19 protein-coding genes, 2 tRNA genes, 1 rRNA gene and 1 pseudogene are annotated in these 22,932 nt (G+C 42.0%); 12 read left to right on the top strand and 11 right to left on the bottom strand.

The window, feature by feature from the left end; genetic code table 11:
• Positions 1-4 precede the first annotated feature (4 nt).
• From rrf to EAE89_RS07660, 4 genes and pseudogenes are all read left to right on the top strand, one after another.
• Positions 5-120 (top strand): 5S ribosomal RNA (gene rrf / locus EAE89_RS07675).
• A 50-nt stretch (positions 121-170) separates the two neighbouring features.
• Positions 171-247 (top strand) — tRNA-Asp (locus tag EAE89_RS07670).
• An 8-nt stretch (positions 248-255) separates the two neighbouring features.
• A tRNA-Trp gene (locus EAE89_RS07665) sits at positions 256-331 on the top strand.
• Positions 332-554: 223 nt separating this feature from the next.
• Positions 555-924, top strand: a pseudogene (locus EAE89_RS07660) (IS630 family transposase); the annotation flags it as partial.
• A gap of 940 nt (positions 925-1,864) precedes the next feature.
• Here EAE89_RS07660 and hdfR read toward each other — a convergent pair.
• Entirely contained in the window at positions 1,865-2,701 is an 837-nt protein-coding gene (hdfR, locus tag EAE89_RS07655; RefSeq protein ID WP_054478870.1) for an HTH-type transcriptional regulator HdfR, read from the bottom strand.
• A gap of 125 nt (positions 2,702-2,826) precedes the next feature.
• On the opposite strand from hdfR, the gene EAE89_RS07650 reads away from it, so the two are divergent.
• The gene (locus EAE89_RS07650) at positions 2,827-3,165 is read left to right on the top strand and encodes a MaoP family protein (protein WP_054478872.1); all 339 of its coding nucleotides are present in this window, start codon (positions 2,827-2,829) and stop codon (positions 3,163-3,165) included.
• Between the two features lie 47 nt (positions 3,166-3,212).
• On the opposite strand, the gene EAE89_RS07645 is transcribed toward EAE89_RS07650, so the two are convergent.
• Complete coding sequence (locus EAE89_RS07645; protein ID WP_149616813.1) at positions 3,213-4,736, bottom strand: YifB family Mg chelatase-like AAA ATPase; 1,524 nt, start codon at positions 4,734-4,736, stop codon at positions 3,213-3,215.
• Between the two features lie 638 nt (positions 4,737-5,374).
• Here EAE89_RS07645 and ilvL point away from each other — a divergent pair.
• The 6 genes from ilvL to ilvA all read left to right on the top strand — a co-directional run bounded on the left by ilvL (position 5,375) and on the right by ilvA (position 11,965).
• Positions 5,375-5,473, top strand: coding sequence for an ilv operon leader peptide (ilvL, locus tag EAE89_RS07640; protein ID WP_072161874.1), 99 nt, complete (start codon positions 5,375-5,377; stop codon positions 5,471-5,473).
• Positions 5,474-5,612: 139 nt separating this feature from the next.
• Positions 5,613-7,259: an acetolactate synthase 2 catalytic subunit gene (gene ilvG, locus EAE89_RS07635; protein WP_054478876.1), complete on the top strand. Its 1,647-nt coding sequence runs from the start codon at positions 5,613-5,615 to the stop codon at positions 7,257-7,259.
• Entirely contained in the window at positions 7,256-7,513 is a 258-nt protein-coding gene (ilvM, locus tag EAE89_RS07630) for an acetolactate synthase 2 small subunit (protein ID WP_054478877.1), read from the top strand. The genes ilvG and ilvM overlap by 4 nt, the downstream gene beginning before the upstream one ends.
• A 24-nt stretch (positions 7,514-7,537) precedes the next feature.
• Positions 7,538-8,464: a branched-chain-amino-acid transaminase gene (locus EAE89_RS07625; RefSeq protein WP_149616815.1), complete on the top strand. Its 927-nt coding sequence runs from the start codon at positions 7,538-7,540 to the stop codon at positions 8,462-8,464.
• Positions 8,465-8,535: 71 nt separating this feature from the next.
• Positions 8,536-10,386 carry a dihydroxy-acid dehydratase gene (gene ilvD / locus EAE89_RS07620; protein WP_054478880.1) on the top strand — a complete coding sequence of 617 codons (1,851 nt, stop codon included), beginning with the start codon at positions 8,536-8,538 and terminating at the stop codon, positions 10,384-10,386.
• Between the two features lie 4 nt (positions 10,387-10,390).
• Positions 10,391-11,965, top strand: coding sequence for a threonine ammonia-lyase, biosynthetic (ilvA, locus tag EAE89_RS07615; protein ID WP_214085632.1), 1,575 nt, complete (start codon positions 10,391-10,393; stop codon positions 11,963-11,965).
• Positions 11,966-12,079: 114 nt separating this feature from the next.
• Here the strand turns inward: ilvA and EAE89_RS07610 are convergent, their stop codons facing one another.
• From EAE89_RS07610 to EAE89_RS07570, 9 genes are all read right to left on the bottom strand, one after another.
• Positions 12,080-13,597: a DHA2 family efflux MFS transporter permease subunit gene (locus tag EAE89_RS07610; protein WP_214085631.1), complete on the bottom strand. Its 1,518-nt coding sequence runs from the start codon at positions 13,595-13,597 to the stop codon at positions 12,080-12,082.
• Between the two features lie 7 nt (positions 13,598-13,604).
• Entirely contained in the window at positions 13,605-14,777 is a 1,173-nt protein-coding gene (gene emrA, locus EAE89_RS07605; RefSeq protein ID WP_054478885.1) for a multidrug efflux MFS transporter periplasmic adaptor subunit EmrA, read from the bottom strand.
• Between the two features lie 329 nt (positions 14,778-15,106).
• Positions 15,107-15,850, bottom strand: coding sequence for a 3-oxoacyl-ACP reductase FabG (gene fabG, locus EAE89_RS07600; protein ID WP_054478887.1), 744 nt, complete (start codon positions 15,848-15,850; stop codon positions 15,107-15,109).
• A gap of 55 nt (positions 15,851-15,905) precedes the next feature.
• Positions 15,906-16,724 (bottom strand): MaoC/PaaZ C-terminal domain-containing protein, encoded by an 819-nt coding sequence (locus EAE89_RS07595; protein ID WP_054478889.1) that lies wholly within the window; start codon positions 16,722-16,724, stop codon positions 15,906-15,908.
• Positions 16,721-17,986 carry a beta-ketoacyl-[acyl-carrier-protein] synthase family protein gene (locus EAE89_RS07590; protein WP_054478891.1) on the bottom strand — a complete coding sequence of 422 codons (1,266 nt, stop codon included), beginning with the start codon at positions 17,984-17,986 and terminating at the stop codon, positions 16,721-16,723. The genes EAE89_RS07595 and EAE89_RS07590 overlap by 4 nt, the downstream gene beginning before the upstream one ends.
• Before the next feature lie 154 nt (positions 17,987-18,140).
• Positions 18,141-18,377, bottom strand: coding sequence for an acyl carrier protein (locus tag EAE89_RS07585; protein ID WP_054478893.1), 237 nt, complete (start codon positions 18,375-18,377; stop codon positions 18,141-18,143).
• 122 nt (positions 18,378-18,499) lie between these two features.
• On the bottom strand, positions 18,500-19,684 hold the full coding sequence (locus tag EAE89_RS07580) for a cysteine desulfurase family protein (protein WP_214085630.1): 1,185 nt from the start codon (positions 19,682-19,684) through the stop codon (positions 18,500-18,502).
• A complete protein-coding gene (locus EAE89_RS07575) occupies positions 19,681-20,037 on the bottom strand; it encodes an iron-sulfur cluster assembly scaffold protein (RefSeq protein ID WP_054478896.1) in 357 nt (118 codons plus the stop codon). The genes EAE89_RS07580 and EAE89_RS07575 overlap by 4 nt, the downstream gene beginning before the upstream one ends.
• Positions 20,038-20,062: 25 nt before the next feature.
• Positions 20,063-21,241 carry a LuxE/PaaK family acyltransferase gene (locus EAE89_RS07570; protein ID WP_214085629.1) on the bottom strand — a complete coding sequence of 393 codons (1,179 nt, stop codon included), beginning with the start codon at positions 21,239-21,241 and terminating at the stop codon, positions 20,063-20,065.
• Positions 21,242-21,638: 397 nt separating this feature from the next.
• On the opposite strand from EAE89_RS07570, the gene EAE89_RS07565 reads away from it, so the two are divergent.
• Positions 21,639-22,715, top strand: a complete 1,077-nt coding sequence (locus EAE89_RS07565; RefSeq protein WP_244866263.1) for a flavin-containing monooxygenase — start codon at positions 21,639-21,641, stop codon at positions 22,713-22,715.
• Positions 22,716-22,932: the final 217 nt, after the last annotated feature.

Genomic DNA, 22,932 nt, shown 5'->3' with positions numbered 1-22,932 from the left:
TATGCCTGGCGGCGATAGCGCGGTGGTCCCACCTGACCCCATGCCGAACTCAGCAGTGAAACGCCGTAGCGCCGATGGTAGTGTGGGGTCTCCCCATGCGAGAGTAGGACACTGCCAGGCTTTAAATTAAAGTTTTATGTTGTAGCGACATAGGACACAAGGAATTCGGTGGTGCGGTAGTTCAGTTGGTTAGAATACCGGCCTGTCACGCCGGGGGTCGCGGGTTCGAGTCCCGTCCGCACCGCCACCTAATTTAGGGGCGTAGTTCAATTGGTAGAGCACCGGTCTCCAAAACCGGGTGTTGGGAGTTCGAGTCTCTCCGCCCCTGCCAATTACAAACTAAGTAATAACGAAAGTAGTTCCTGATATTGATAACCCAGCTATTTAGCTGGGTTTTTTCTTATGTGTGCTAAATAAATTTTCAAAATTGTAGATCTCTAGAAGGGAATTCAGTCCGATTTTTGCGATCTGATCAATCGCAAAAAATCACAAACCCTAACACGGACTGAGTTATGCCAATCATAGCACCTATACCTTAAGATGAATGCCAGAAAATGAGAAAACTTATCCATAAAACCCGTGATAAGAACTATTCCCGTTGATTAACGGAGTTATTGATGCTCAATGAGGGATTAACGGTGACTTATGTCGCCAAAACTCTTCGTGCCGCACGCTTTTCCATCAATCGTTGGGTTGAGTGGTTTAAATTATATGGACTCGAAGGAGCCAAAAGTTTACCGGCTGTCTGGGATCTCACGCCTCTCACGCCTCTTTATAACCTATTAGCAATCCCTTCAGGAGTTAGGTTATCTTCGCTCTCGTTGGAGCCTTGAGATCATGACTCATACCCTCAATGAATGACTCAACATCTCTCTGACACAAAATGTACTCTATCGTTACTTTGCTCAAGTGGGGGCTTGGAGATAAAAGTCCTCTGTATACTTATTACTTCAAGTCTGTGAGGATTATAATGGCTATGATACGAAATACGCTATTTGTTTGCTGTACGATCTCCCACTCGCTATTAAGCTTGCGGCAATTGGGTTTACTCGAGGCACAGTATGTGGATTGACATCACATAACGCAGAAAATCTAGATTCATAACGTAATTTCTTATTATCTGAATGGATAATGACTCTTTCCTACATCTGACGCCGGTTTACCTCTATTCTGTTATCCAGGCGATATTGGGTGTTACCGTATAATGATGTTGACTGTTAGTCATCATTTTATATCGTGGCTGATTAGTGGTTTTCAACTCGGTCAGCTTCATTAGCCTACTGATACGGACTTTACCATGAAAATGCGGCTCAATTGTACAAATCACTTTGCAAACATCGGATACTGTAGGTCCCCTGAAGCTGAATTATCCGCTGGTTAATCACTTCATTCTGCTATTGAGCTGACAAGGCAAGCAACTATATCACTCGGATAACCCCTGCATGCTGTCCTTGAGTAACAGTTAGATCTGATTAACTAAATGGAGAGCTGATAATTGAGAAACTATGACATTTTTCAGAGGCTTTCCTGTGTAAAGAACGCAGTCCTTTTTTCAGGATAATGTTATTTACTTTCCAGCTTGACTATTTTGGTTTTAAGGCACGACGGTTCTCCAGTTGTAGAGTTGTATTCTCTTTGATATCGGTTTCTTGCGCCATGTGGGCACGGATTCGCTTCTTTCGAGTAACCGAGCGACAGCTTTGCGTTTGAACTCTAGAGCATATTGTTGTCTTATCATGTGCCTTCCTCGCCTTTGTTGATTGATCTGAAAATAAGGTGGGTACTAAATCAAGAACAGTAAGAATAGAGCAAATACATATTTGTTCATCGAATAAAAGTGGATTTATTTTGCATAAAATGTTCCTTAACCTCTTATTGAGGTATTTATGACAGCTATTTTTAATAGCTGCTGAATGAAGGCTTGCTGATCATTTTTTTGTAACCATATAGCGTATAATGGGCGTTCAATCAGCTCAGTATTTGGGTAAGAAACAAGTTCTGAATACTCATTTTGCCAGTGTAGTGGTAAGAAGGCGGCCCCTCTTACACTATCGAGTAGTTGACGGGCTATATGTGCTGAAGTGGTTGTGATGATAGGTAACTGCTCACTTTTTAAAATCTGTTGCTCCTGATGATGGAAATCAGCTCCCCATTCTAGTTTGATGTAATTTTTAACTTGGTATTTCAGATTTTCTTCCGTCGTTAATAATTTCAGGCGAATATTCCCTAACAACAGGCTCTGGAATTCATCCATTTTAGGTGGTTCAGTGGTTATTAAAAGATCTAATTCACGTGAATGAAGTTGTTTAATAAGGGATTGCCGTGTAGAAACCCGGGATTCCAATCTTAGTCCCTGATGTTTTTTATAGAAATCCTGTAGCCAGGGTGTTAAATAAGCTTCCCATAGTGATGCAGTAGCGCCAATTGTTAATTCAGTATGCTGAGATGCATGTGTTATCTCTTTTTTAGCCAACTGCCAGGTATTCATCAGTGATTCTGCATAGGGAACAAGTCGCTCGCCAGCAGCTGTAAGGCGGATGTTATTACGATGACGAGTAAAAAGATTAGCACCTAATTGATTTTCTAATTGGCGTATGCGAAAGCTGACTGCTGACTGTGTCAAGTACAGTGATTCGGCTGCACGGCCAAAGTGACGAGTTTTACTGACCTCCAGAAAGGTTTTCAGTAATTCAGTGTCCACGTATATCTCCAATAATTTTTATCGTTAAGATTTAAATTTTTTGTTTTACAGAATGCCGGGCCTATCTAATACTCCGCGCCATAATTGGCATGATAGTAACAGTACTAGAATTAGGAGTGTGTCAGATGGCTGAAAGCTTCATCACGACTAATCGTTTTTTTGATAACAAACATTATCCTCGCGGGTTTTCCCGTCATGGCGATTTCACCATTAAAGAGGCGCAATTGCTAGAGCGCCATGGCTATGCGTTTAATGAGTTAGATCTCGGTAAACGCGAGCCTCAAACAGAAATAGAAAAACTGTTTGTTGCTGTTTGCCGGGGTGAACGTCAGCCTGTGACAATGGAAGAAAAGGTTTGGACTAAGTATCTTACAAGGATTAGTCGTCCAAAGCGTTTTCATACTCTTTCAGGTGGTAAGCCTCAGGTTGATTCTTCTGATGACTATACCGACACTGATGATTAATATCATCACAAGTTATAAATACAGGGGGCTTTGCCCCTTTTTTATTTTTAACTTGATTGCTTTTGTAACTGTATTAATAGTCTGTCCATACTACGGTAGCTTAAGGCTTCCATGATATGCGGTTTTTCTATCTCTTTTTTTTCTTCTAAGTCAGCAAGTGTCCGGGATGTTTTGAGAATTCGGTGCCATGCTCGAATTGAAAGCCCAAGTTTTACGAGTGTTTCTTCTAGAAATACCGCATCATTGGGTTTGAGTTTACAAAATGATTCTGTTTCTTTACTGTTCAGGCGTGCATTAATTTTACCACAACGTTTCAGTTGTATTTCCCGTGCTGTCAGTACTCTTAATTTTACATCTTTGCTGCTTTCGCTTAATCTCACTGGGCTACTCAATGTGCCAATGGGTAATAAAGGAACCTCAATTGAGAGATCAAAACGATCTAAAAAAGGTCCGGATAGTTTTGCCAGGTATCGAAGGATTTGCTGAGGATTACTCCGATTGTGAATTCCTTGATGGTAGCCTGTAGGACTGGGATTCATTGCTGCTATCAATTGAACCTGTGCAGGAAAACAAACTTTTGCTCTAGCTCGGGATATGATGATTTCCCCTGATTCCAATGGTTCCCGGAGAGCATCAAGGACTCTGCGTTCAAATTCTGGTAGTTCATCTAGAAACAGCACCCCATTGTGAGCAAGCGAAATTTCACCGGGTTTAGGAAGTCCACCCCCGCCAACTAGTGCTGCCATTGAAGAGCTGTGATGAGGCGCTCTGAATGGGCGTATATGCCATTGTTCAGGTGGAAGGTAGGTGTCCATTAAGCTATTGATAGCGGCAACCTCAAGGGCTTCTTTGTTTGTTAATGGCGGCAATAAACTACACAGGCGGCTTGCTAGCATTGTTTTTCCTGTCCCCGGTGGGCCAAGTAGTAGAAGATTATGTCCACCTGCTGCTGCGACTTCTAGTGTGCGTTTTGCTTGTTCTTGACCAATAATATCCTGTAGATCTGGTTGTGATTGTTCTGTTGAGAATTCATGTCGGACCGGTGCTGTCAGTAGTTGTTTTTCTCCCTGAAGAAAGTGGCAGATGTGTAAGAGGTGTTTTGCCATTAAGGTCTCATTCTGAGATAAGATTGCCAGCTCAGCTTCATTTTCTATCGATAAAATAAGTTGCCTTCCTTCTTCTCTTGAGCTGAGTGCCGCTGGAATTGCGCCAGTGACTTTCCGCAAACTTCCTGATAGAGCGAGTTCACCAAGAAATTCGTAATGATTCAGTTTATTGGCTGGTATCTGTTCTGAAGCTGCCAGAATAGCGATAGCGATTGGCAAATCATAACGACCACCTTCTTTGGGCAGATCTGCTGGTGCAAGATTGACTGTGATTCTTTTCGCTGGATAAGTAAATCCGCTGTTGATCAACGCGCTTCTGACACGATCTCTGGCTTCTTTGACAGCTGTTTCAGGCAAGCCGACCAGAGTTAATCCAGGTAAACCATTACTAATATGTGCTTCAACAGTAACAATGGGTGCCTGAATACCAATAGTCGCTCTGGTATAAATAACAGAGAGGGCCATTCTATTCTCCTTCATAATAAAGCGTATATGATGGCCTGAAATTAGATAATAAATAGTGTCCTGTTATTTTTTTGCGAGATGGCTCTGAGAAATATTTTGCGAAGTGGTTCTAAAGTTCTTCTTCATAAAATGATTTGTGATTTTTTATTAAGATATTGATTTTAATCTATTTATTAATTTGTGGTGTTAATCATGATGTTTATTGTTTTTATATTCTTCTTATAAGTTTTAAATAGCGCTCTGAGACTGATTTTTTAGTGAAATAGCATATTTAAACTTTTAGTTAATATATTATTTCGGTAAATAAAATTGGTGTTTTATGTAATTCGATTTTATTAATAATTATAAATTTTTGTTACTCAGGTGATTAATAATCAGATATTGATCTGATAACAGTTTAATAATTTGATTCTCTGATTTATTTCTTATGGATTATTTCGTTCTTATCTAAAATTAGTTGGTTTTTATCACTTAAGGATGATTTTTTTTGGGTAAATAATTCGGGGTTTAATTATTATGTTGAAAACAAAGGATATTTTTTAATATGAAGTAAAAAAATAAAATAAAAGTTGTTTAGTTATGAAGAACATGGTAACTCTTAAATATACGTAAAACAAACGAGTTAAACGATCAGAATTATGAACGCATTCGTCCAAGTGATTAGCCTAGTTATCGTCAGCGTGGTGGTGATTATTATCCCACCGTGCGGGGCTGCACTTGGACGAAGACAGGCTTAGACGAACAGCCAGATCTCTCGAAGACCCCCGCACCGAAAGGCGCGGGGGTTTTTTTTCGGCAGGTGGAAATCAAGCAGAGGCAAAAACATACAACAGAACAAAATTTTGTCTCACAGAGTAAACACAGGGGATATGAAAAATGAATGGGGCACAGTGGGTTGTAAAGGCATTACAAACGCAGGGAGTTGATAAGGTTTTTGGCTATCCTGGTGGCGCGATTATGCCGGTTTATGATGCTTTGTACGATGGTGGCGTGGAACATTTGCTTTGCCGACATGAACAGGGGGCCGTTATGGCCGCTATCGGCTATGCGAGAGCTAGTGGTAAACCGGGAGTTTGTATCGCTACATCGGGACCGGGAGCAACAAATTTAATCACTGGATTAGCTGATGCGCTGTTAGATTCTGTTCCTATTGTGGCTATCACTGGCCAGGTGAGTTCTGAATTTATTGGAACAGATGCCTTTCAGGAAGTCGATGTTCTAGGTCTTTCCCTTGCTTGCACCAAACATAGTTTCTTAGTGGATTCTCTGGAAAATCTGCCTCAAATTATGGCGAACGCTTTTTCTATTGCAACCAGTGGTCGACCTGGCCCGGTTTTGATTGATATTCCTAAAAATATTCAACTGAAAGAGGGGAGTTTGACACCATATTTAGTTCCTGTTGAGCAAGAGATACTCTGTCCAAAAAGTGAATTAGAACAGGCCAGGAAGATAATTGCCGCTGCGGTAAAACCAGTACTGTATGTTGGTGGTGGAGTAGGTATGTCACAGGCCGTTTCTGTTCTGCGTGATTTTGTCGCAGAAACGGGTATGCCGGTTGTTTCCACATTGAAAGGTTTGGGCGCTGCTGATGCAGAACATCCATATTATCTGGGAATGCTTGGAATGCATGGTACGAAAGCAGCAAACTTGGCGGTTCAGTCATGTGATTTACTGATTGCCGCAGGTGCTCGTTTTGATGATCGCGTGACTGGCAAACTCAACACTTTTGCACCGAATGCAAAAGTTATTCATTTGGATATTGACCCGGCAGAGTTAGATAAATTACGTCAGACTCATGTATCGTTACTCGGAGATTTGAAGGCGTTATTACCTCGTTTACAGCAGCCATTATCAATTATGTCTTGGCAACAAGACGTTCAGCGCATGAAAGTTGAATATTCTTCGTGTTATGACCATCAGAGCGAGAGCATCTACGCACCTTTGTTACTAAAGCAGGTTTCAGATCGCAAAGCGTTAAACACGGTTGTTACCACTGATGTTGGACAGCATCAGATGTGGGCCGCTCAGCATATGACTTTTGACGGACCTGAAAATTTCATTACATCCAGTGGGTTAGGAGCGATGGGGTTGGGTATCCCTGCTGCGATAGGTGCCCAGATTGCTCGACCAGAAGATATGGTGATCTGCGTATCCGGTGATGGTTCTTTCATGATGAATGTTCAGGAGTTGGGGACGATCAAACGCAAGCAGTTACCAGTAAAAATTTTACTGTTGGATAATCAGCGACTGGGAATGGTGAGACAGTGGCAAGAACTGTTTTTTGATAAACGATATAGCGAAACAACATTAACAGATAACCCTGATTTTGTCGCATTAGCGAAAGCGTTTGATATTCCGGGGCAACATATCACAGAGAAATCACAGATTGATGAAGCTCTGGATGCATTGTTCAACAGTAAAGGGCCATATTTACTGCAGGTATCCATTGAAGAATTAGAGAACGTTTGGCCGTTGGTCCCTCCCGGTGCAAGCAATGAAACTATGTTGGAGAAATCATTATGATGCAGCATCAACTTGCAATCCAGGCTCGTTTCTGCCCTGAAATATTAGAGCGTATCTTACGAGTAACGCGGCATCGTGGATTTCAGATATGTTCAATGAATATGGATCAAACAATGGATGGCGATAATGTTAATATCGAACTAATTGTTGCCAGCCAAAGACCTGTTAATTTGTTGTTTTCGCAATTGACTAAATTAGTGGATGTCGCTGGTGTCAAGATCCTGCAACAAAAATCACAACTAATACGTGCATAATTGTAGAAATAAAGGAATAAGAGAATGACTAAGCAATCCGATTATATTTGGTTCAATGGTGAGATGGTTCCTTGGGCAGATGCTAAAGTTCACGTAATGTCCCATGCCTTACATTACGGTACGTCTGTCTTTGAGGGCATTCGTTGCTATGACTCTCATAAAGGGCCTGTTGTTTTCCGCCATCGTGAGCATATGCAGCGTTTACATGATTCTGCAAAGATTTACCGCATGCCACTAAGTCAGAGTGTCGATGAATTGATGGAAGCTTGCCGGGCAACTCTACGTAAAAATAATTTAGTCAGTGCTTATATACGCCCATTGGTTTTTATCGGTGATGTTGGAATGGGGGTTAATCCACCTGCTGGCTATAAAACGGATGTCATAATTGCCGCTTTTCCATGGGGGGCTTATCTCGGAGAAGGGGCGCTGGATCAAGGAATTGATGCTATGGTTTCTTCATGGCACCGTGCAGCGCCAAATACAACGCCAACTGCGGCTAAAGCAGGTGGTAACTATTTGTCTTCTCTGCTGGTGGGGAGTGAAGCTCGTCGTCATGGATATCAAGAAGGTATTGCACTGGATGTTTATGGTTATATCTCTGAAGGTGCCGGTGAAAATCTGTTTGAAGTAAAAAATGGCGTACTGTTTACTCCACCATTCACTTCATCTGCACTGCCGGGGATTACTCGTGATGCCATCATTAAACTAGCGAAAGATTTGGGACTGGAAGTGCGTGAACAAGTACTGTCGCGTGAATCTCTGTATCTGGCTGATGAAGTGTTTATGTCTGGTACTGCGGCTGAAATCACACCAGTTCGTAGTGTTGATGGTATTCAGGTTGGTATTGGTAAATGTGGGCCTATTACTAAGAAAATTCAGAAAGCTTTCTTTGGCTTGTTTAATGGCGAGACAGACGATAAATGGGGTTGGTTAGATCCAATAAACTCTTAATAGAACTATAAATAATTTACAGGCGGTTCGTTCCCCGCCTGTTTGCTTTGATAACACGGGAGTGAAGAATAATGCCTAAGTATCGTTCTGCTACCACGACCCATGGCCGTAATATGGCCGGGGCTCGCGCTTTATGGCGTGCGACAGGGATGACTGACGCAGATTTCGGTAAGCCGATTATTGCGGTAGTTAACTCATTTACTCAGTTTGTCCCAGGACATGTTCATTTACGGGATTTGGGTAAACTAGTTGCTGAGCAGATTGAAGCATCAGGTGGTGTTGCAAAAGAATTTAATACAATAGCGGTAGATGACGGTATCGCAATGGGGCATGGTGGTATGCTCTATTCTCTGCCATCACGTGAATTGATCGCTGACTCTGTCGAATATATGGTGAATGCTCACTGTGCTGATGCCATGGTGTGTATTTCCAATTGTGACAAAATCACGCCGGGAATGCTGATGGCAGCATTGCGCTTGAATATTCCGGTGATTTTTGTTTCCGGTGGCCCCATGGAAGCGGGTAAAACTAAATTGTCGGATCAGATTATCAAGCTTGATCTGATCGATGCCATGATCCAAGGGGCAAACCCTAATGTCAGTGATGAAGATAGCCAGCAGATTGAGCGCTCTGCTTGCCCAACCTGTGGTTCCTGTTCAGGAATGTTTACTGCTAATTCCATGAATTGTCTGACAGAGGCGCTGGGTCTGTCTCAGCCAGGGAATGGCTCGTTGCTGGCGACTCATGCAGATCGCAAGGCGCTATTTCTCAACGCGGGCAAACGTATTGTTGAGCTGACTAAGCGCTACTATGAGCAAAATGATGACAGTGCTTTGCCCCGTCATATCGCAACGAAAGCCGCATTTGAAAATGCGATGATGCTGGACATTGCAATGGGTGGCTCAACTAATACTGTGCTTCACTTACTGGCTGCGGCGCAGGAAGGGGAAGTTGATTTCACTATGGCAGATATTGACCGTTTGTCTCGTCAGATTCCGCATCTGTGTAAAGTTGCACCAAGCACACAAAAATACCATATGGAAGATGTTCATCGTGCTGGTGGTGTGATCGGTATTTTAGGTGAGTTGGATAGAGCTGGTCTGTTGAATCGTCAGGTTAAAAATGTTTTGGGGTTAGACTTACTACAAACGTTTAATCAGTATGACGTGATGCAGACGGCAGATGAATCGGTGAAGAAAATGTATTCAGCGGGTCCGGCAGGTATTCGTACTACTCAGGCGTTTTCACAGGATTGTCGCTGGCCTTCTTTGGATACAGATCGCGTAGAAGGCTGTATTCGTGACATTGAACATGCATATAGCCAAGATGGTGGCCTTGCGGTTTTATTCGGCAATTTGGCTATGGATGGTTGCATTGTAAAAACCGCAGGGGTTGATGAAGGTAGCCTGACGTTCCGTGGGCCAGCTAAAGTTTATGAAAGCCAAGAAGATGCAGTTGATGCGATTCTTGGTGGAAGAGTCGTTGCTGGTGATGTGGTCGTCATTCGCTATGAAGGACCAAAAGGTGGACCAGGTATGCAGGAGATGTTGTATCCGACGACTTATCTAAAATCTATGGGGTTGGGTAAAAGTTGTGCATTGATTACTGATGGCCGTTTCTCTGGTGGTACATCTGGCTTGTCTATCGGTCATGTTTCTCCAGAAGCGGCTAATGGTGGACTGATAGGTTTGGTTCAAGATGGCGATATTATTGATATTGATATTCCACAGCGGAAAATTCAGCTTGATGTGGATGAAAGTACGCTTGTCGCCCGTAAAGAGGTGGAACTAGTCCGCAGTGATAAAGCGTGGACTCCAAAATCCCGTGAACGTCAGGTATCTTTTGCTTTGCGAGCTTATGCTTCATTGGCGACCAGTGCGGATAAAGGAGCTGTTCGCGATAAATCTAAGTTAGGGGGATAATCGCATGGCTGCATTTCTTCCCTTAACTTCTGCACCAAGCGGTGCAGAATATCTGAAAGCTGCATTAAGTGCTCCTGTTTATGAAGTTGCTCAGGTGACTCCCTTACAGGAAATGAATAAAATTTCGACCCGCTTGGGAAATACTATTTTGGTAAAGCGGGAAGATAGGCAGCCTGTTCACAGTTTCAAGCTCCGTGGTGCTTACACCATGGTTGCGGGTTTGACTGAAGAACAAAAAAAACAGGGTGTGATTACTGCATCTGCGGGTAATCATGCTCAGGGTGTTGCTCTGTCTGCTAATCGCCTGGGAATTAAGTCCCTGATTGTTATGCCGATTGCCACTGCGGATATCAAAGTCGATGCGGTCCATAGTCTCGGTGGTGAAGTCCTGTTATATGGTGTCAATTTTGATGAAGCTAAAGCCAAAGCAATAGAAATGGCACAGCAGGAAGGCTATACCTTTGTTCCTCCGTTTGATCATCCAGATGTCATTGCAGGTCAGGCGACCCTGGCGATGGAACTTTTGCAACAGGATGTGCATCTGGATCGAATCTTTGTGCCTGTAGGTGGAGGGGGATTGATTGCTGGAGTTTCTGTGTTGATTAAGCAACTGATGCCAGAAATCAAAATTATTGGTGTGGAAGCAGAAGATTCCGCTTGCTTGAAAGAAGCCATGGCAGTTGGGCATCCGGTAGATTTACCAAGGGTAGGTCTGTTTGCCGAAGGTGTTGCAGTTAAGCGTATCGGTGATGAAACTTTTCGTTTGTGTCAGCAATATGTGGACGATGTTATTACGGTAGATAGTGATGCCATTTGTGCTGCAGTAAAAGATCTGTTTGAAGATGTGCGTGCTATTGCGGAGCCATCTGGTGCATTGGCGCTGGCTGGATTGAAAAAGTATGTTCAGCGGCATCAGATCAAAGGTGAGCGGTTGGCGCATATTCTTTCTGGTGCTAACGTAAACTTCCACGGATTACGCTATGTCTCTGAGCGTTGTGAATTGGGTGAACAGCGGGAAGCATTGTTGGCTGTGACTATTCCTGAGCAGAAAGGTAGTTTCTTGCGTTTTTGCCAGAAACTGGGTGATCGGGCGGTAACTGAATTCAATTACCGCTACACGGATGCTGATCCTGAACAGGCTTGTCTTTTCGTTGGTGTCCGCCTGAGCCGTGGTGAAGTGGAGCGACGAGAAATCATTGAAGAATTGCGTGCCGAAGGATATCAGGTTGCAGACCTTTCAGATGATGAGATGGCGAAATTACATGTCCGCTATATGATTGGGGGACGACCATCTACGCCATTGAAAGAGCGTTTGTTTAGTTTTGAATTTCCTGAATCACCGGGTGCTTTGCTGAAATTCCTACAAACTTTGGGAACTTACTGGAATATTACGTTATTCCATTATCGCAATTATGGTACAGATTATGGTCGGGTGTTAGCAGCATTTGAATTTTCAGAAGCAGAAGTGCGTTTTAAACGTCATCTTGATGCATTAGGCTACGCGTATCACGATGAGACGGATACCCCTGCGTTTAAATTCTTTTTAATGTGCCAGATATCAGAAACAGACAGATGCTAGTAAGTGTTTTGACGTGAAAAAGATATATTCTATAGAACAACAAAATAGCACCTTCGGGGTGCTATTTTGAAAAAAGGTTTAGTGTGCACAGAGGTTTCCACCTTTGTTATTGTTTTATTTTTTCTCTCCAATTGTGGGTTTTGCCAGCCAGATAAGAAACAGTAAGATGAGAAAAATAAAGCCAAATAGCCAGTAAAGCTCGTTAGCGGCAATAATCAATCCTTGATTGGTGATTTCGCGCGCCAGAGAGCTGCTAGCTTGAGGCTGTGACATCCCTAACAGCTCCATTTTCTGATAGGCTTGCTGAGCAATGGGATTATGTGGGGTTATCGACTCAGTTAATTGAACGTGATGGACTGCTTCACGGCGGGACCACATGGTAGTGGTAATTGAGATGCCCACGGATGTTGCCAGAGTGCGTAGGAAGTTGAACAGGCTGCCCGCAGAGGCGACTTTAGCGGGTTCGACATCGGACAAAATAATGGCGGCTAGTGGCATTATTAAACAGGCAATAGCAAAGCCTTGAATAAACTGTGGCCAGGCAGCGGTAGCAAAGTCCATTGATAGCTCGAAGGTATAAGCCCGCCAAAAAAAACACAGTGCAAAAACGATAAAGCTGAACATCACCAAATAACGCATATCGATTTTTGAACTAAAACGGCCAATCAGTGGAGCAAGTATTATCGGCACTATCCCTAATGGGGCCATTACCAATCCTGCCCAAGTGGCCGTATAACCGAAGACCATCTGTAATAGTTGGGGCTGTAGAACCAGAGTACCGATGTGGAGTAAGAAGGCCAGACTGATACATAAAGTACCGATAGTAAAATTACGTGATTTAAAGAGTGATAAATCAATGATCGGATCATCATCGGTCAGTTCCCAGATGATCAGGAAAGTAATGGTAATAATCGCGATAATCGCTAAGGCAATAATTTCTGCTGAGTTAAACCAGTCAAGTTCCTTCCCTCTATCGAGTAATAACTGAAAACAGCCGACACCGGTAATCAATAAAATCAGTCCTACGCCATCAATTGGTCTGATCTTTGTTTCAGTTTCCCGATTTTTTAATAGCGCCCAGGTGATAGCGATAACGGCACAGCCGACCGGGACATTGATAAGGAAGATCCATCCCCAATGATAGTTGTCACTGATCCAACCACCGAGTATGGGACCACAAACTGGAGCGACAACGATAGTCATTGACCACATTGCCAGTGCCATATTTCGTTTTAGTGGAGGGTAGTTGTTTAGTAATAAACTTTGTGAAAGGGGCATAATCGGCCCGGCTGAGATACCTTGTAAAATGCGGGAAATAATCAACATTTCCAAGCTATTAGCAATACCGCACAACCAGGAAGTTATCACAAACAAGATCATTGAAATTAAGAAAACACGAACTTCTCCAAACTGTTTAGCTAACCAGCCAGTTAATGGGATAGAAATCGCATTAGCAACAGCAAATGAAGTGATAACCCAAGTACCCTGCGATACCGATGAACCCAAATCTCCGGCAATCGTCGATATTGCAACGTTAGCAATGGTCAGGTCTAATATTTGTAAAAAAGCGGCTAATGCTAAAGCCAGGGTTAGCCAGCCAAGTTTGGCTCCTGATAATGGCTCTTTTAGCATGTTAACCTCACTCATTTTGACTGGTATTAACTTGAATAATTTCGTTAATTAGCCGATCAATTTCTCCTGTGTTGTAAGACAAAACGCTGGTTTCATAAACAATGCCATTGCGAGGTGTGTCGGCAAGCACTAGACCATCTTGATTTCTGGTATCGACAGTGGCATGCATGGATAAACCGATCCGTAAAGGGTGATCAATAAGCTGCTGGGCTTCCAGTTCAACACGGACAGGCAAACGTTGGACCACTTTGATCCAGTTACCGGTGGCGTTTTGTGCGGGTAGTAAAGAAAATGCGCTACCAGTACCCATATCAAGACCTACGATCCGGCCCTGATAAGTAACATCACTACCATAGAAATCGCTAATCAGGGTTACTGGTTGACCAATACGTACATTGGCAAGTTGTACCTCTTTGAAGTTAGCTTCGACCCAAAGTTGATTAGCAGGCACGATAACCATCAGCGGGGCACCGCTTTTTATTTGTGATCCTACCTGAACACTACGGCGTGAAACGTAGCCTGTCACGGGGGCTGTAATTTGGGTGCGCTGTAAGGTTAACCATGTATCACGGAGTTGGGAGGCGGCAAGTTTAATGGCTGGCTGTTGTTCTAATGGGGTATCTATAATTAACGCTTTATTAGCATAGTATTGTTGCCGGGCGACATTTAGCTCAGACTTTGCCATTCGAACGCTATTACGGGCATGAATGAGATTTTCTTTGGCGATAGCGCCTGTTATTCCCAGATGTTCACGTCGTTTCAAATCATCCTGAGCTTGCTGTAGTACAGTTTTTTTTAGCTCAATATTAGCCAGCAACTTTTCATTATCAATGATGGTCTGGTGGGTTTGTCTGACATGATTAGCCAGTGTGTTTTTTGCCCGTTCAAAGGCATGTTCTGCATCAATACTATCTAAACGCAGCAGAATGTCTCCCTGCTGGACGAAGTCGGTATTATCGGCATAGATAGTGGTTACGCTTCCCGTGATTTGTGCCATGACTTGCACTTGATTACCGACAACATAAGCATCATCAGTAGCTTGGTAATGACGCAGTGCAATAAACCAATAGGCAAAGTAACCTAATCCGGCAAAAACAAATAAGAGAGTTGCGAGGATCAGCGCTAACTTACGTTTTGACTTTTTCTCACTAAGTGGAGGTGATTGTATTTCTTCGGCCATGTTCCTCTCCCATAACAGCGATCAAAAATAAATTATTCTTGTTAATGTATTTGTGTTTGATTAAACACCTTGGAGTCGACTTCAAGGTCAAGCTTTATTAGCATTGATAAATTTAAAATTTGTGATATTTAGCACTTAATGCTAAATATATTATTAACATTGAAATTATTTATCATGGTCATTAACATTTATCTGAGATGCCGGTTGTCTATCTGACGATGTGATTTATGACTAATGGCATTGGGTGTCAGTACCCAGAATATTTTTCTGGGTACAAATAACTGTTGGATTATGGATACGAGACCACTGATGCCAGTTGCTTAAACGGATCAGGCAGTCATGCCCCCATCAATAACGAATGTTTGCCCGGTGATGTAACGCCCTCCAGGGCTAAGCAGGAAATTGATTGTCAGGGCAATATCTTCCGCTGACCCTAAACGACCCAGTGGAATATTGGATAATAGTTTTTTCTTATGTGGTGCGGGGATGTGATCTAGCATTTCAGTATCAATCAAGCCTGGAGCAACTGTATTAACGCGAATGTTAAATCGGCCAACTTCAACGGCTAATGAGCGGGTAATGCCGATCATAGCGGCTTTGGTTGCAGCGTAGTTAACTTGCCCTGAATTAGCTTTAAATGCGGTGACTGAACTCATGTGAATAATGCAGCCCTCTCCAGCAGTGAGCATTTCAGGTAGAAATGCGTGATTAACTAAATAAACAGAGGAGAGATTGGTGGAAATCACATTGTGCCACTCTTCTTCTTTCATATTTATCAGTAATGCATCTTGTGTAATTCCTGCGTTATTGATAATTGCATAGGGAGGGCCATATTGTGAGATAAGTTTTGCTGATAGTGTTGCGACTTCTTTAGCATTCGATACGTCACATTGATGGCCTTCACAGCTATAACCTTGTTGCTTAATTTCCTGACAAAGTATTTGAGCTTCACTTGTGCTTGATTTGTAGGTAAAAATCACATGATAATTTTGAGTGGCTAGCATTTTTACTATGCCTTTGCCAATACCACGAGATCCCCCTGAAACAAAAACCCAAGGTATGCTGATATTCATTAATCGATTCCTCTAAATTTATGCCATCCGTCTGCCAATACAGAATTCATCAACCTTAGTTGGTAATCTGTTTTCTTTTTGTTGTTCCCATCAGACTCATTTCAACAACTAAAACGATTTCTCCATTTAGCCAGATCGGAATTTCCAACGTACCGTATAATGAGCCATCAACATCAAAGGTATCCTTGGGTAGGATCGAATATTCGATGCTTGGCATTTCATCTGGGATTTCGCGATTGAGCAGGGCTGGAGAGAAACTCACTGTATGCATAACATGTAAGACGATAAGATCTTTGAGGCATGTTTCATCATGTCTCCCTTGTTTGCCGAAATAGTTTTTAAATTCCGTTGCTAGTGCAGTTTTTGCACTTTGTTGCATAAAGAGATAAAAAATCAGGGCATCCAGAAAGATCCAGAACTCATTGACCCTAGGAAAGGTATTCTTGAATTCAATGGACTTTCTTATTGTTTCTTGTAGGGGAACCTGACATTGTGGTTTTTCCAGAAAGCGGGTTTTTTGCGAAAAATCGAAGCAACTATAATGACCCACTAAAAGTTTTAGGTTTGTTATTTCATCTTGTAGATTAAAAGTAGTTTTCCCATTCAAGTCAATATGCTTAGTTTTAATGCAATAGCAAGCATCCAGGGGCACGGGATTGCGTAAGTTAACGTGCCATTGCCTGCCAATGTTCTCGTTCGGTTGCGATGAATGGTGATATCCACTTTTAAGCGGGATCATTGCCAACATGCCGTGTACTGCAATGCCACCCAATCCAACTTCTCTTGCGATTTTTTCATCAAAATGGATGGGATTGTAGTCTCCGGAGAATTCAGCCCACTGTTTAAGATCTTCTTTGCTAAATTGAACATTCATCTGTCGGCTTTCCTGAAAATAAGCGCACAGTTTGTACCGCCAAATCCATAGTTAACATTTAAAGCAGTATCAATAACTTGGTGAGTTCGGTGGATATTAGGTACGTAATCCAGATCGCATAGCGGATCTGGATTGTTCAAGTGCATAGTTGCGGGAATAGTGGCTGTTTCTATTGCTTTGATACAGAAAATGGATTCAATTGCTCCTGCCCCGGCAATAAGATGGCCGGTGTAGGATTTGGTACTGGAAATAGGAACATGGTAGGCGTGTTCTCCCAGGCTCATTTTTAGAACATCAGTTTCGTTAATATCGTTTAATGGGGTTGATGTCCCATGGGCATTGATATAGTGAATATCTGAAGCGGAGAGTTGGGCTTGTTCCAGTGCCGTTTGAATCGCCATTACTCGTCCTTTGCAATCTGGTGCTGGTGCTGTCATATCAGATGCATCGGAGCAGTTACCATAGCCGATGACTTCTGCCAGTATTTTGGCTCCCCTGGCAACGGCACTGTCATAATCTTCAAGGCATAATACTGCCGCGCCTTCTGACATCACAAAACCACTACGGTCTTTGCTAAATGGGCAACAGGCTTTTTCGACAGATTCCTGTTCCTTACTGAGTGCGCCAAGAATGTCGATGCTCCAAACAATGAAAGGATCTCTGATACTTTCACCGCCACCTGCCAGCATCATTTTAGTGCGTCCGCTTCGAATAAGTTCAAAAGCATCTCCTATTGCCATACTGCCAGTTGCACACGCTGCAACTGGGGTATTCTGATATCCCCGTAAATTCCAATTCATTGAAATAGCTGCCGTGCCCACGCTGTGCATGGACATAATATTTGTCATGGGTGAGGCAATACCTTGGGTAGCATAGGAATGGCTGTTTTCAACGGTTGCATCTTCTCCACCCCAGCCAGTACCAAAAATGACACCTCGTTCAAAAGGTGAATAACTTTCGTCAAGGGCTGCTTTATCGTTACCAAATGCCATTTTGATTGCATCGTCCGCAGCAATCAGCCCAAGTTTGCTGAATCTGGGAAGGTTCTTTAGCAACTTTTTGGAAAATCGTGACACATCAGGAGAAAAAGGTATGTTGCCGAAGAATTTTGCAACAACAGAAGCGTCTGGGTGGGTTTCCTTTTTGTAACCTATACGATAGTTTAGGATTGCATCCCAAATTTCCTGAGTATTTTGCCCAAGAGAACAGATAGAACCATAGCCTGTGATGGCAACGCGGCGGTAGTTAGTTTGAAAATTCATGAAACATTATCTCCAAAAGTAAGTTCCTGGTGACATGCTTTATTTTTTAATACAACCAAATAATGGGATTGGTAGATAAAAGCATCACAAAAATAAATGTTAGCTGTGTCGTGATATGCCATAGACAGCTAACATCCAAGTATATTGATAATAATTATTTTGTTGCTTCACTGACGTAATTGACGAAATCGCCGATTGTCGTCGTATTATCTCTCTGGAATTTATCGAAATTCAGTTGAATACCCATTTCTCTTTTTAACGCAACCTGAATGGATACAAAATCTAAGCTTACTAAATGAATGTCATCAAGTAAGGTATCAAGAGTAATGTCCTCTGGTTCGATATCAGTCAATTCAGTAATCTGAGATTGCAGTAATTCAAATAGTTTCATATTAATATCCCGTAAAGTCTAAAAAATATTAACGGAGCTTAGGTGCAGGAATATAGGTATCAATAGGTAATAAGTTAATTATTCCTGCTACGCCGTCTTTAAATGTTGTTTTACTGTTATTCCTAAGCGTTTAAAGATTTGCCCGAAATTTTCAGCAAGTTATAAGTTTCCTGTTTGATAGCGTTAGCCAGCATTTCAATATCATTTTGGCTTGTTGTATATCCAAAACTGATACGTACCGCGCTATCAATACGATCATCAGGCAGCCCCATAGCAACCAGAACATGAGAACGTTGCGTTGATTTGTTATTACTACAGGCTGATCCTAAAGATAAGGAGACTCCGTGACATAAATCCAACCTACTGGCCAATGATTCAGCTCGGACCCCAGGGAAACTTAAATTGAGTGTCCAGGGGGCTTGAAACTCTGGGTTTGTACTGCCATTAACCAGATAGTTAACATGATGTTGTTCCAACAGAGATAGCAAGGTTTCTCTGCGTGTTTTGTAGGTATCGAAACGTTCTTTCAACCCGTTCAGAGATTCTTTAGCTGCGGCAGCGAGTCCCGCAAGGCCCAGCGTGTTCTCAGTGCCACTGCGTATTCCTTGTTCTTGTCCTCCGCCGTGTAGTAAAGGATTTAATGGAATGCCTGGTGCATGATAAAGACCACCAATACCTTTAGGACCATTAAATTTATGACCAGAGAAAGATACGGTTGTTATGCCATCAAACGTGTCGCAGCTAAAAGGCAGTTTACCAATAGCCTGTACCGCATCTATGTGCAGATAAACACGGGCCTCTTTTGCCAAAGAGGCGACGGCTTCATAGGGCTGTATCACTCCGGTTTCATTGTTAATTGCCATTAATGTGATCAGGCGTGTTTCTGGCCGCAAGTTTTTCTCAATGCTTTGTACACTTATTCGTCCCTGATTATCAGGATCGATTAGCGTCAACTGAAGTCCGCGTTGCTGGTACCAGAGTAATGGTGCCAGAACAGACGGATGTTCAATGGAAGAGCTAATGACATGATGTGCAGACAGATCCGAGCCGGGAAGTGTCGCTAACAGGCTGGACAACGCTTGGTTATTACTTTCGGTTCCTCCTGATGTAAACAGGATGTGTTCTGGTACCGTGCCCATTAATGACGCCATAGATCTTCTGGCGTCGGTGAGCAAGTTTTTAGCCATGTTGCTTAAGCTGTAGTGACTGGATGGATTAGCAAAAACAGACAAAGCGTCTTTAATCGCCAGCTGCGCTTTAACACTTAGCGGTGTTGTGGCGTTGTAGTCGAAGTATAGGCTTGTCATATTTTTCCCTTTAGCTGCTCGAATAGCTTATGCAGCATATCAAGGCAGTGTTGCTGGGCTGGTTCTAACTCTCCTAATAACGCATCAATGCCGTCAGGTGATAATGCGTTTAGTTCTTCAAGAGTTTTGCCTTTAGCGTGACGACAAAATTGGTTAGACATTGCCAGGGATGCCGTGCATCCCCATGCACGAAAACAGGCATTATCTATCCGCCCCTGGTTATCCAATGTCAGGTCAATATCAACCTTGTCACCACATACAGGGTTGCCTAACGCCAGCTTAATTGTGGGTTTGGATAACTCCCCCTGGCAGTCAGGATTACAAAAATTGTCAATAATGATGCTGTTAAACATAATTCCACCTTGCTATTTATACAGCTTATACAGCGGGGGTAGCCGAGGAATCTTCGTCGTTTGACATTTTTCTCTCAAGATTGACCGCACAACAACCAAATTCTTTAGCGGCAGCAGTGCGCATAACAAACTGAATTCTCTGAGAATTACGCCAGGATTTGTTAGGATCAGTGCGTAAGTAGACCAAATCTTCTGTTAGTAACATACCTGGAGTGGAAACAGAAAGTGGGTCCAGAATCACTAATTGCCCTGTTTCACCATCGGGTAGCTCGCGCGATAAATCATTAGGATCACGGACGGAGAAATGAATATAAGGCGGAATATGCTTATGGTTATATTCATCTTCTATAGCAAGAACGTTTGCCTCAACCAGACCGTACATATCACGTGTCCGGGATGCTGGAATTCCCATCCATTCTTCAATATCTGTATTCAGTTCACCGCGGGAGATCATATCTCCGGTAAAACGTTTCCAGCCGCCCATTGTGATTACCATGCTATCGCGATCTAAAGTGAGCTTGGTATTATTTTCTTTTAGGAACGTGATAAAACGATGGATCATGAATGGAGGGCCAATTAAATGCCGAGTGAATTTGCCTTTCCATTGGATTAATTGATCCAGAGCATCTTCTGGGGAAAACCGATCTTGATTGATCATATAGCGTCGAGTATCTAATAAACCTGTCAGGAAATTAAAGATCTTGACCAACGCCATTTCTGGAATATCTTCTGTTGAAGGGCATAAACATAATCCTGCACCGCCAGATACTTTGAACATGCTGCGATAATTAGAGTAAACAGCCAATACTGTGTGATCCATCGTATCGTGGCAACGACGATAAACACTGGGAACTCCGCTTGTACCCGTTGAACGCATTTCATGTTCGATTTCAGATAACGGCTTGCTTAATAAGCGATGACTTTCGGCTGATTTATAAGTTGTAACAGGTATCAGTGGAATACGAACTAAATCATTATAGTTCTGGATATCTTCTGGTTTAATATTTTGCTTTTCACAGATATCTTTATAGTAAGAATTATTATGGTAATGGAAATGAAAAGCATCTTTAAGTAAACAAGTTTTTAATTCTTGTTGCTCTTCTTTGGACAGCTTATAGAGAAAGTCGACATCTGCTATTAACCATTTCAGCGGATTTCCTCCACGAGACTTTATACCATCATATATATTTTTGATATTTTCCATTTTTGCATCTCCGGTAGAGTAGATGAATTCATCTTTGTTTATTATATGTTATAGCAATAATGCATAAGTTACGTAGGCAAAAAGGATAGTTATTAATTATGTCATTTTATTGAATAAATCGGCTGTATTATTATTGCTGATAACTATATGGACTTATCAATATTGATAAATTAATGATAAGAACAGCTGATTTATTCAAAATATCCACTTTAATACGAATATGACCAGTTAATTCAAGTAAATTGTTTAATTATCTTTTATATTTTCGTGGAGTTCATTGTTTTTTAATCTATTGAATGGTTTTTTTATAAAAATTTTTATTGTTCTAAGATTGGGATAATGATAAAAAATAAGATACCGATAAATTACGAATTAAAAACGAGTACGCATGGTGAAAATGGACTGTTTAATTGTGGGTGCCGGTCAAGCCGGGTTAAGTTTAGCCGCTATCCTCGCGACTAAGAATATTAATGTCTGCATATTAGAGCGAAATGCGCGTATTGGTGATGTATGGCGTAGGCGCCCTGATAATATGTTATTATTCACTTCACGTGGTATGACCCAGCTTCATGGCCTCCCGTTTCCTGGAATCGAAGATGGATATCCGGATAAAAATGAAGTTGCCGATTACCTCGAACGCTATGCTATACATCATAACCTTAATATACATACTCAAACCGAAGTAGTTGAAGTGACGCATGATAAAAACGGCTACCGTGTTAAAACGAAAGATGGGAAAGTATTTAATGCGCCTTGTCTGGTTAATGCAACGGGTGCTAATCAGTTAGCTGATGTTCCTGCATTTGCTAAGCAACTTTCAGCTGATATACAGCAACTGGCGGCAGATAAATATCAGGAGCCTAGGCAAATTAAAGAAGGTAGTAGAGTCGCTGTCATTGGTGATGGTGCTAGTGGGCGCCAAATTGCGAAAGATTTAGCGGCTACTACGAATGTGACGTTATTTTGCGGTTCTTCTCGTCCTCTCTTACCGAATAGAATAATGGGTAAAGATATCTTTTGGTGGTTGAGTAAAAGTGGTCTGTTGTTTGCTAATTATTATAGTCTGGTAGGAAAAATCATGCGCCGGCGTAATCCTATTCCTTGTGGGGATCTGAAAAATCATCGGTTAGCTGCTTTTGGTGTAAAAATAGCAAATAGATTGGTTGACATAAAAGATAATAAATTATGTGATTTGTCTGGTAATCAATATGAGGCAGATACTGTTATTTGGTGCTTGGGTTATAAAGATAATACAGCATGGTTGACTCTTCCTGGCGCTGCGGATACCAATGGATTTGTTTGTGAAAGTGGTTATGCAGAAGGTGGAAAAACACCTTACCCAGGGTTATTTATCGTCGGGCGGAAATGGCTGAGTAGCCGTGGTTCTGAACTAATATTAGGCGCTTATAAAGATACAAACAGGATAGCTAAATGGGTAGAAAATTATCTGAAAGAGCATGTATCATTAAAATGAATGATTAGTACAGGATAGTGATATTTTACTCTGTATGTTTTATTTGTCATGGATTCGTGACTTATTGGCTGATATTGTTATGAAATTATTTTGAATTCTGTATCATTACTAAAAGTACATAATTTAAATATGTTATTGGTGTAGAATGATACAGAATCTTTAACATACTGGCTCTTGATAATAACAATTATAAATAGGATTTATTTATTTTAAATAA

The organism is Photorhabdus heterorhabditis (assembly GCF_018448905.1).
GTDB lineage: Bacteria > Pseudomonadota > Gammaproteobacteria > Enterobacterales > Enterobacteriaceae > Photorhabdus > Photorhabdus heterorhabditis.
Note: the sequence above shows the minus strand (reverse complement) of the source record. Positions and strands in the feature narration are given on the sequence as shown.

Bases quoted from the DNA above. Each gene is read 5' to 3' on its own strand.
- EAE89_RS07650 (WP_054478872.1), top strand. From the start codon at position 2,827: ATGGCTGAAAGCTTCATCACGACTAATCGTTTTTTTGATAACAAACAT.
- EAE89_RS07645 (WP_149616813.1), bottom strand. From the start codon at position 4,736: ATGGCCCTCTCTGTTATTTATACCAGAGCGACTATTGGTATTCAGGCA.
- ilvL (WP_072161874.1), top strand. From the start codon at position 5,375: ATGAACGCATTCGTCCAAGTGATTAGCCTAGTTATCGTCAGCGTGGTG.
- ilvG (WP_054478876.1), top strand. From the start codon at position 5,613: ATGAATGGGGCACAGTGGGTTGTAAAGGCATTACAAACGCAGGGAGTT.
- ilvM (WP_054478877.1), top strand. From the start codon at position 7,256: ATGATGCAGCATCAACTTGCAATCCAGGCTCGTTTCTGCCCTGAAATA.
- EAE89_RS07625 (WP_149616815.1), top strand. From the start codon at position 7,538: ATGACTAAGCAATCCGATTATATTTGGTTCAATGGTGAGATGGTTCCT.
- ilvD (WP_054478880.1), top strand. From the start codon at position 8,536: ATGCCTAAGTATCGTTCTGCTACCACGACCCATGGCCGTAATATGGCC.
- ilvA (WP_214085632.1), top strand. From the start codon at position 10,391: ATGGCTGCATTTCTTCCCTTAACTTCTGCACCAAGCGGTGCAGAATAT.
- EAE89_RS07610 (WP_214085631.1), bottom strand. From the start codon at position 13,597: ATGCTAAAAGAGCCATTATCAGGAGCCAAACTTGGCTGGCTAACCCTG.
- emrA (WP_054478885.1), bottom strand. From the start codon at position 14,777: ATGGCCGAAGAAATACAATCACCTCCACTTAGTGAGAAAAAGTCAAAA.
- fabG (WP_054478887.1), bottom strand. From the start codon at position 15,850: ATGAATATCAGCATACCTTGGGTTTTTGTTTCAGGGGGATCTCGTGGT.
- EAE89_RS07595 (WP_054478889.1), bottom strand. From the start codon at position 16,724: ATGAATGTTCAATTTAGCAAAGAAGATCTTAAACAGTGGGCTGAATTC.
- EAE89_RS07590 (WP_054478891.1), bottom strand. From the start codon at position 17,986: ATGAATTTTCAAACTAACTACCGCCGCGTTGCCATCACAGGCTATGGT.
- EAE89_RS07585 (WP_054478893.1), bottom strand. From the start codon at position 18,377: ATGAAACTATTTGAATTACTGCAATCTCAGATTACTGAATTGACTGAT.
- EAE89_RS07580 (WP_214085630.1), bottom strand. From the start codon at position 19,684: ATGACAAGCCTATACTTCGACTACAACGCCACAACACCGCTAAGTGTT.
- EAE89_RS07575 (WP_054478896.1), bottom strand. From the start codon at position 20,037: ATGTTTAACAGCATCATTATTGACAATTTTTGTAATCCTGACTGCCAG.
- EAE89_RS07570 (WP_214085629.1), bottom strand. From the start codon at position 21,241: ATGGAAAATATCAAAAATATATATGATGGTATAAAGTCTCGTGGAGGA.
- EAE89_RS07565 (WP_244866263.1), top strand. From the start codon at position 21,639: ATGGACTGTTTAATTGTGGGTGCCGGTCAAGCCGGGTTAAGTTTAGCC.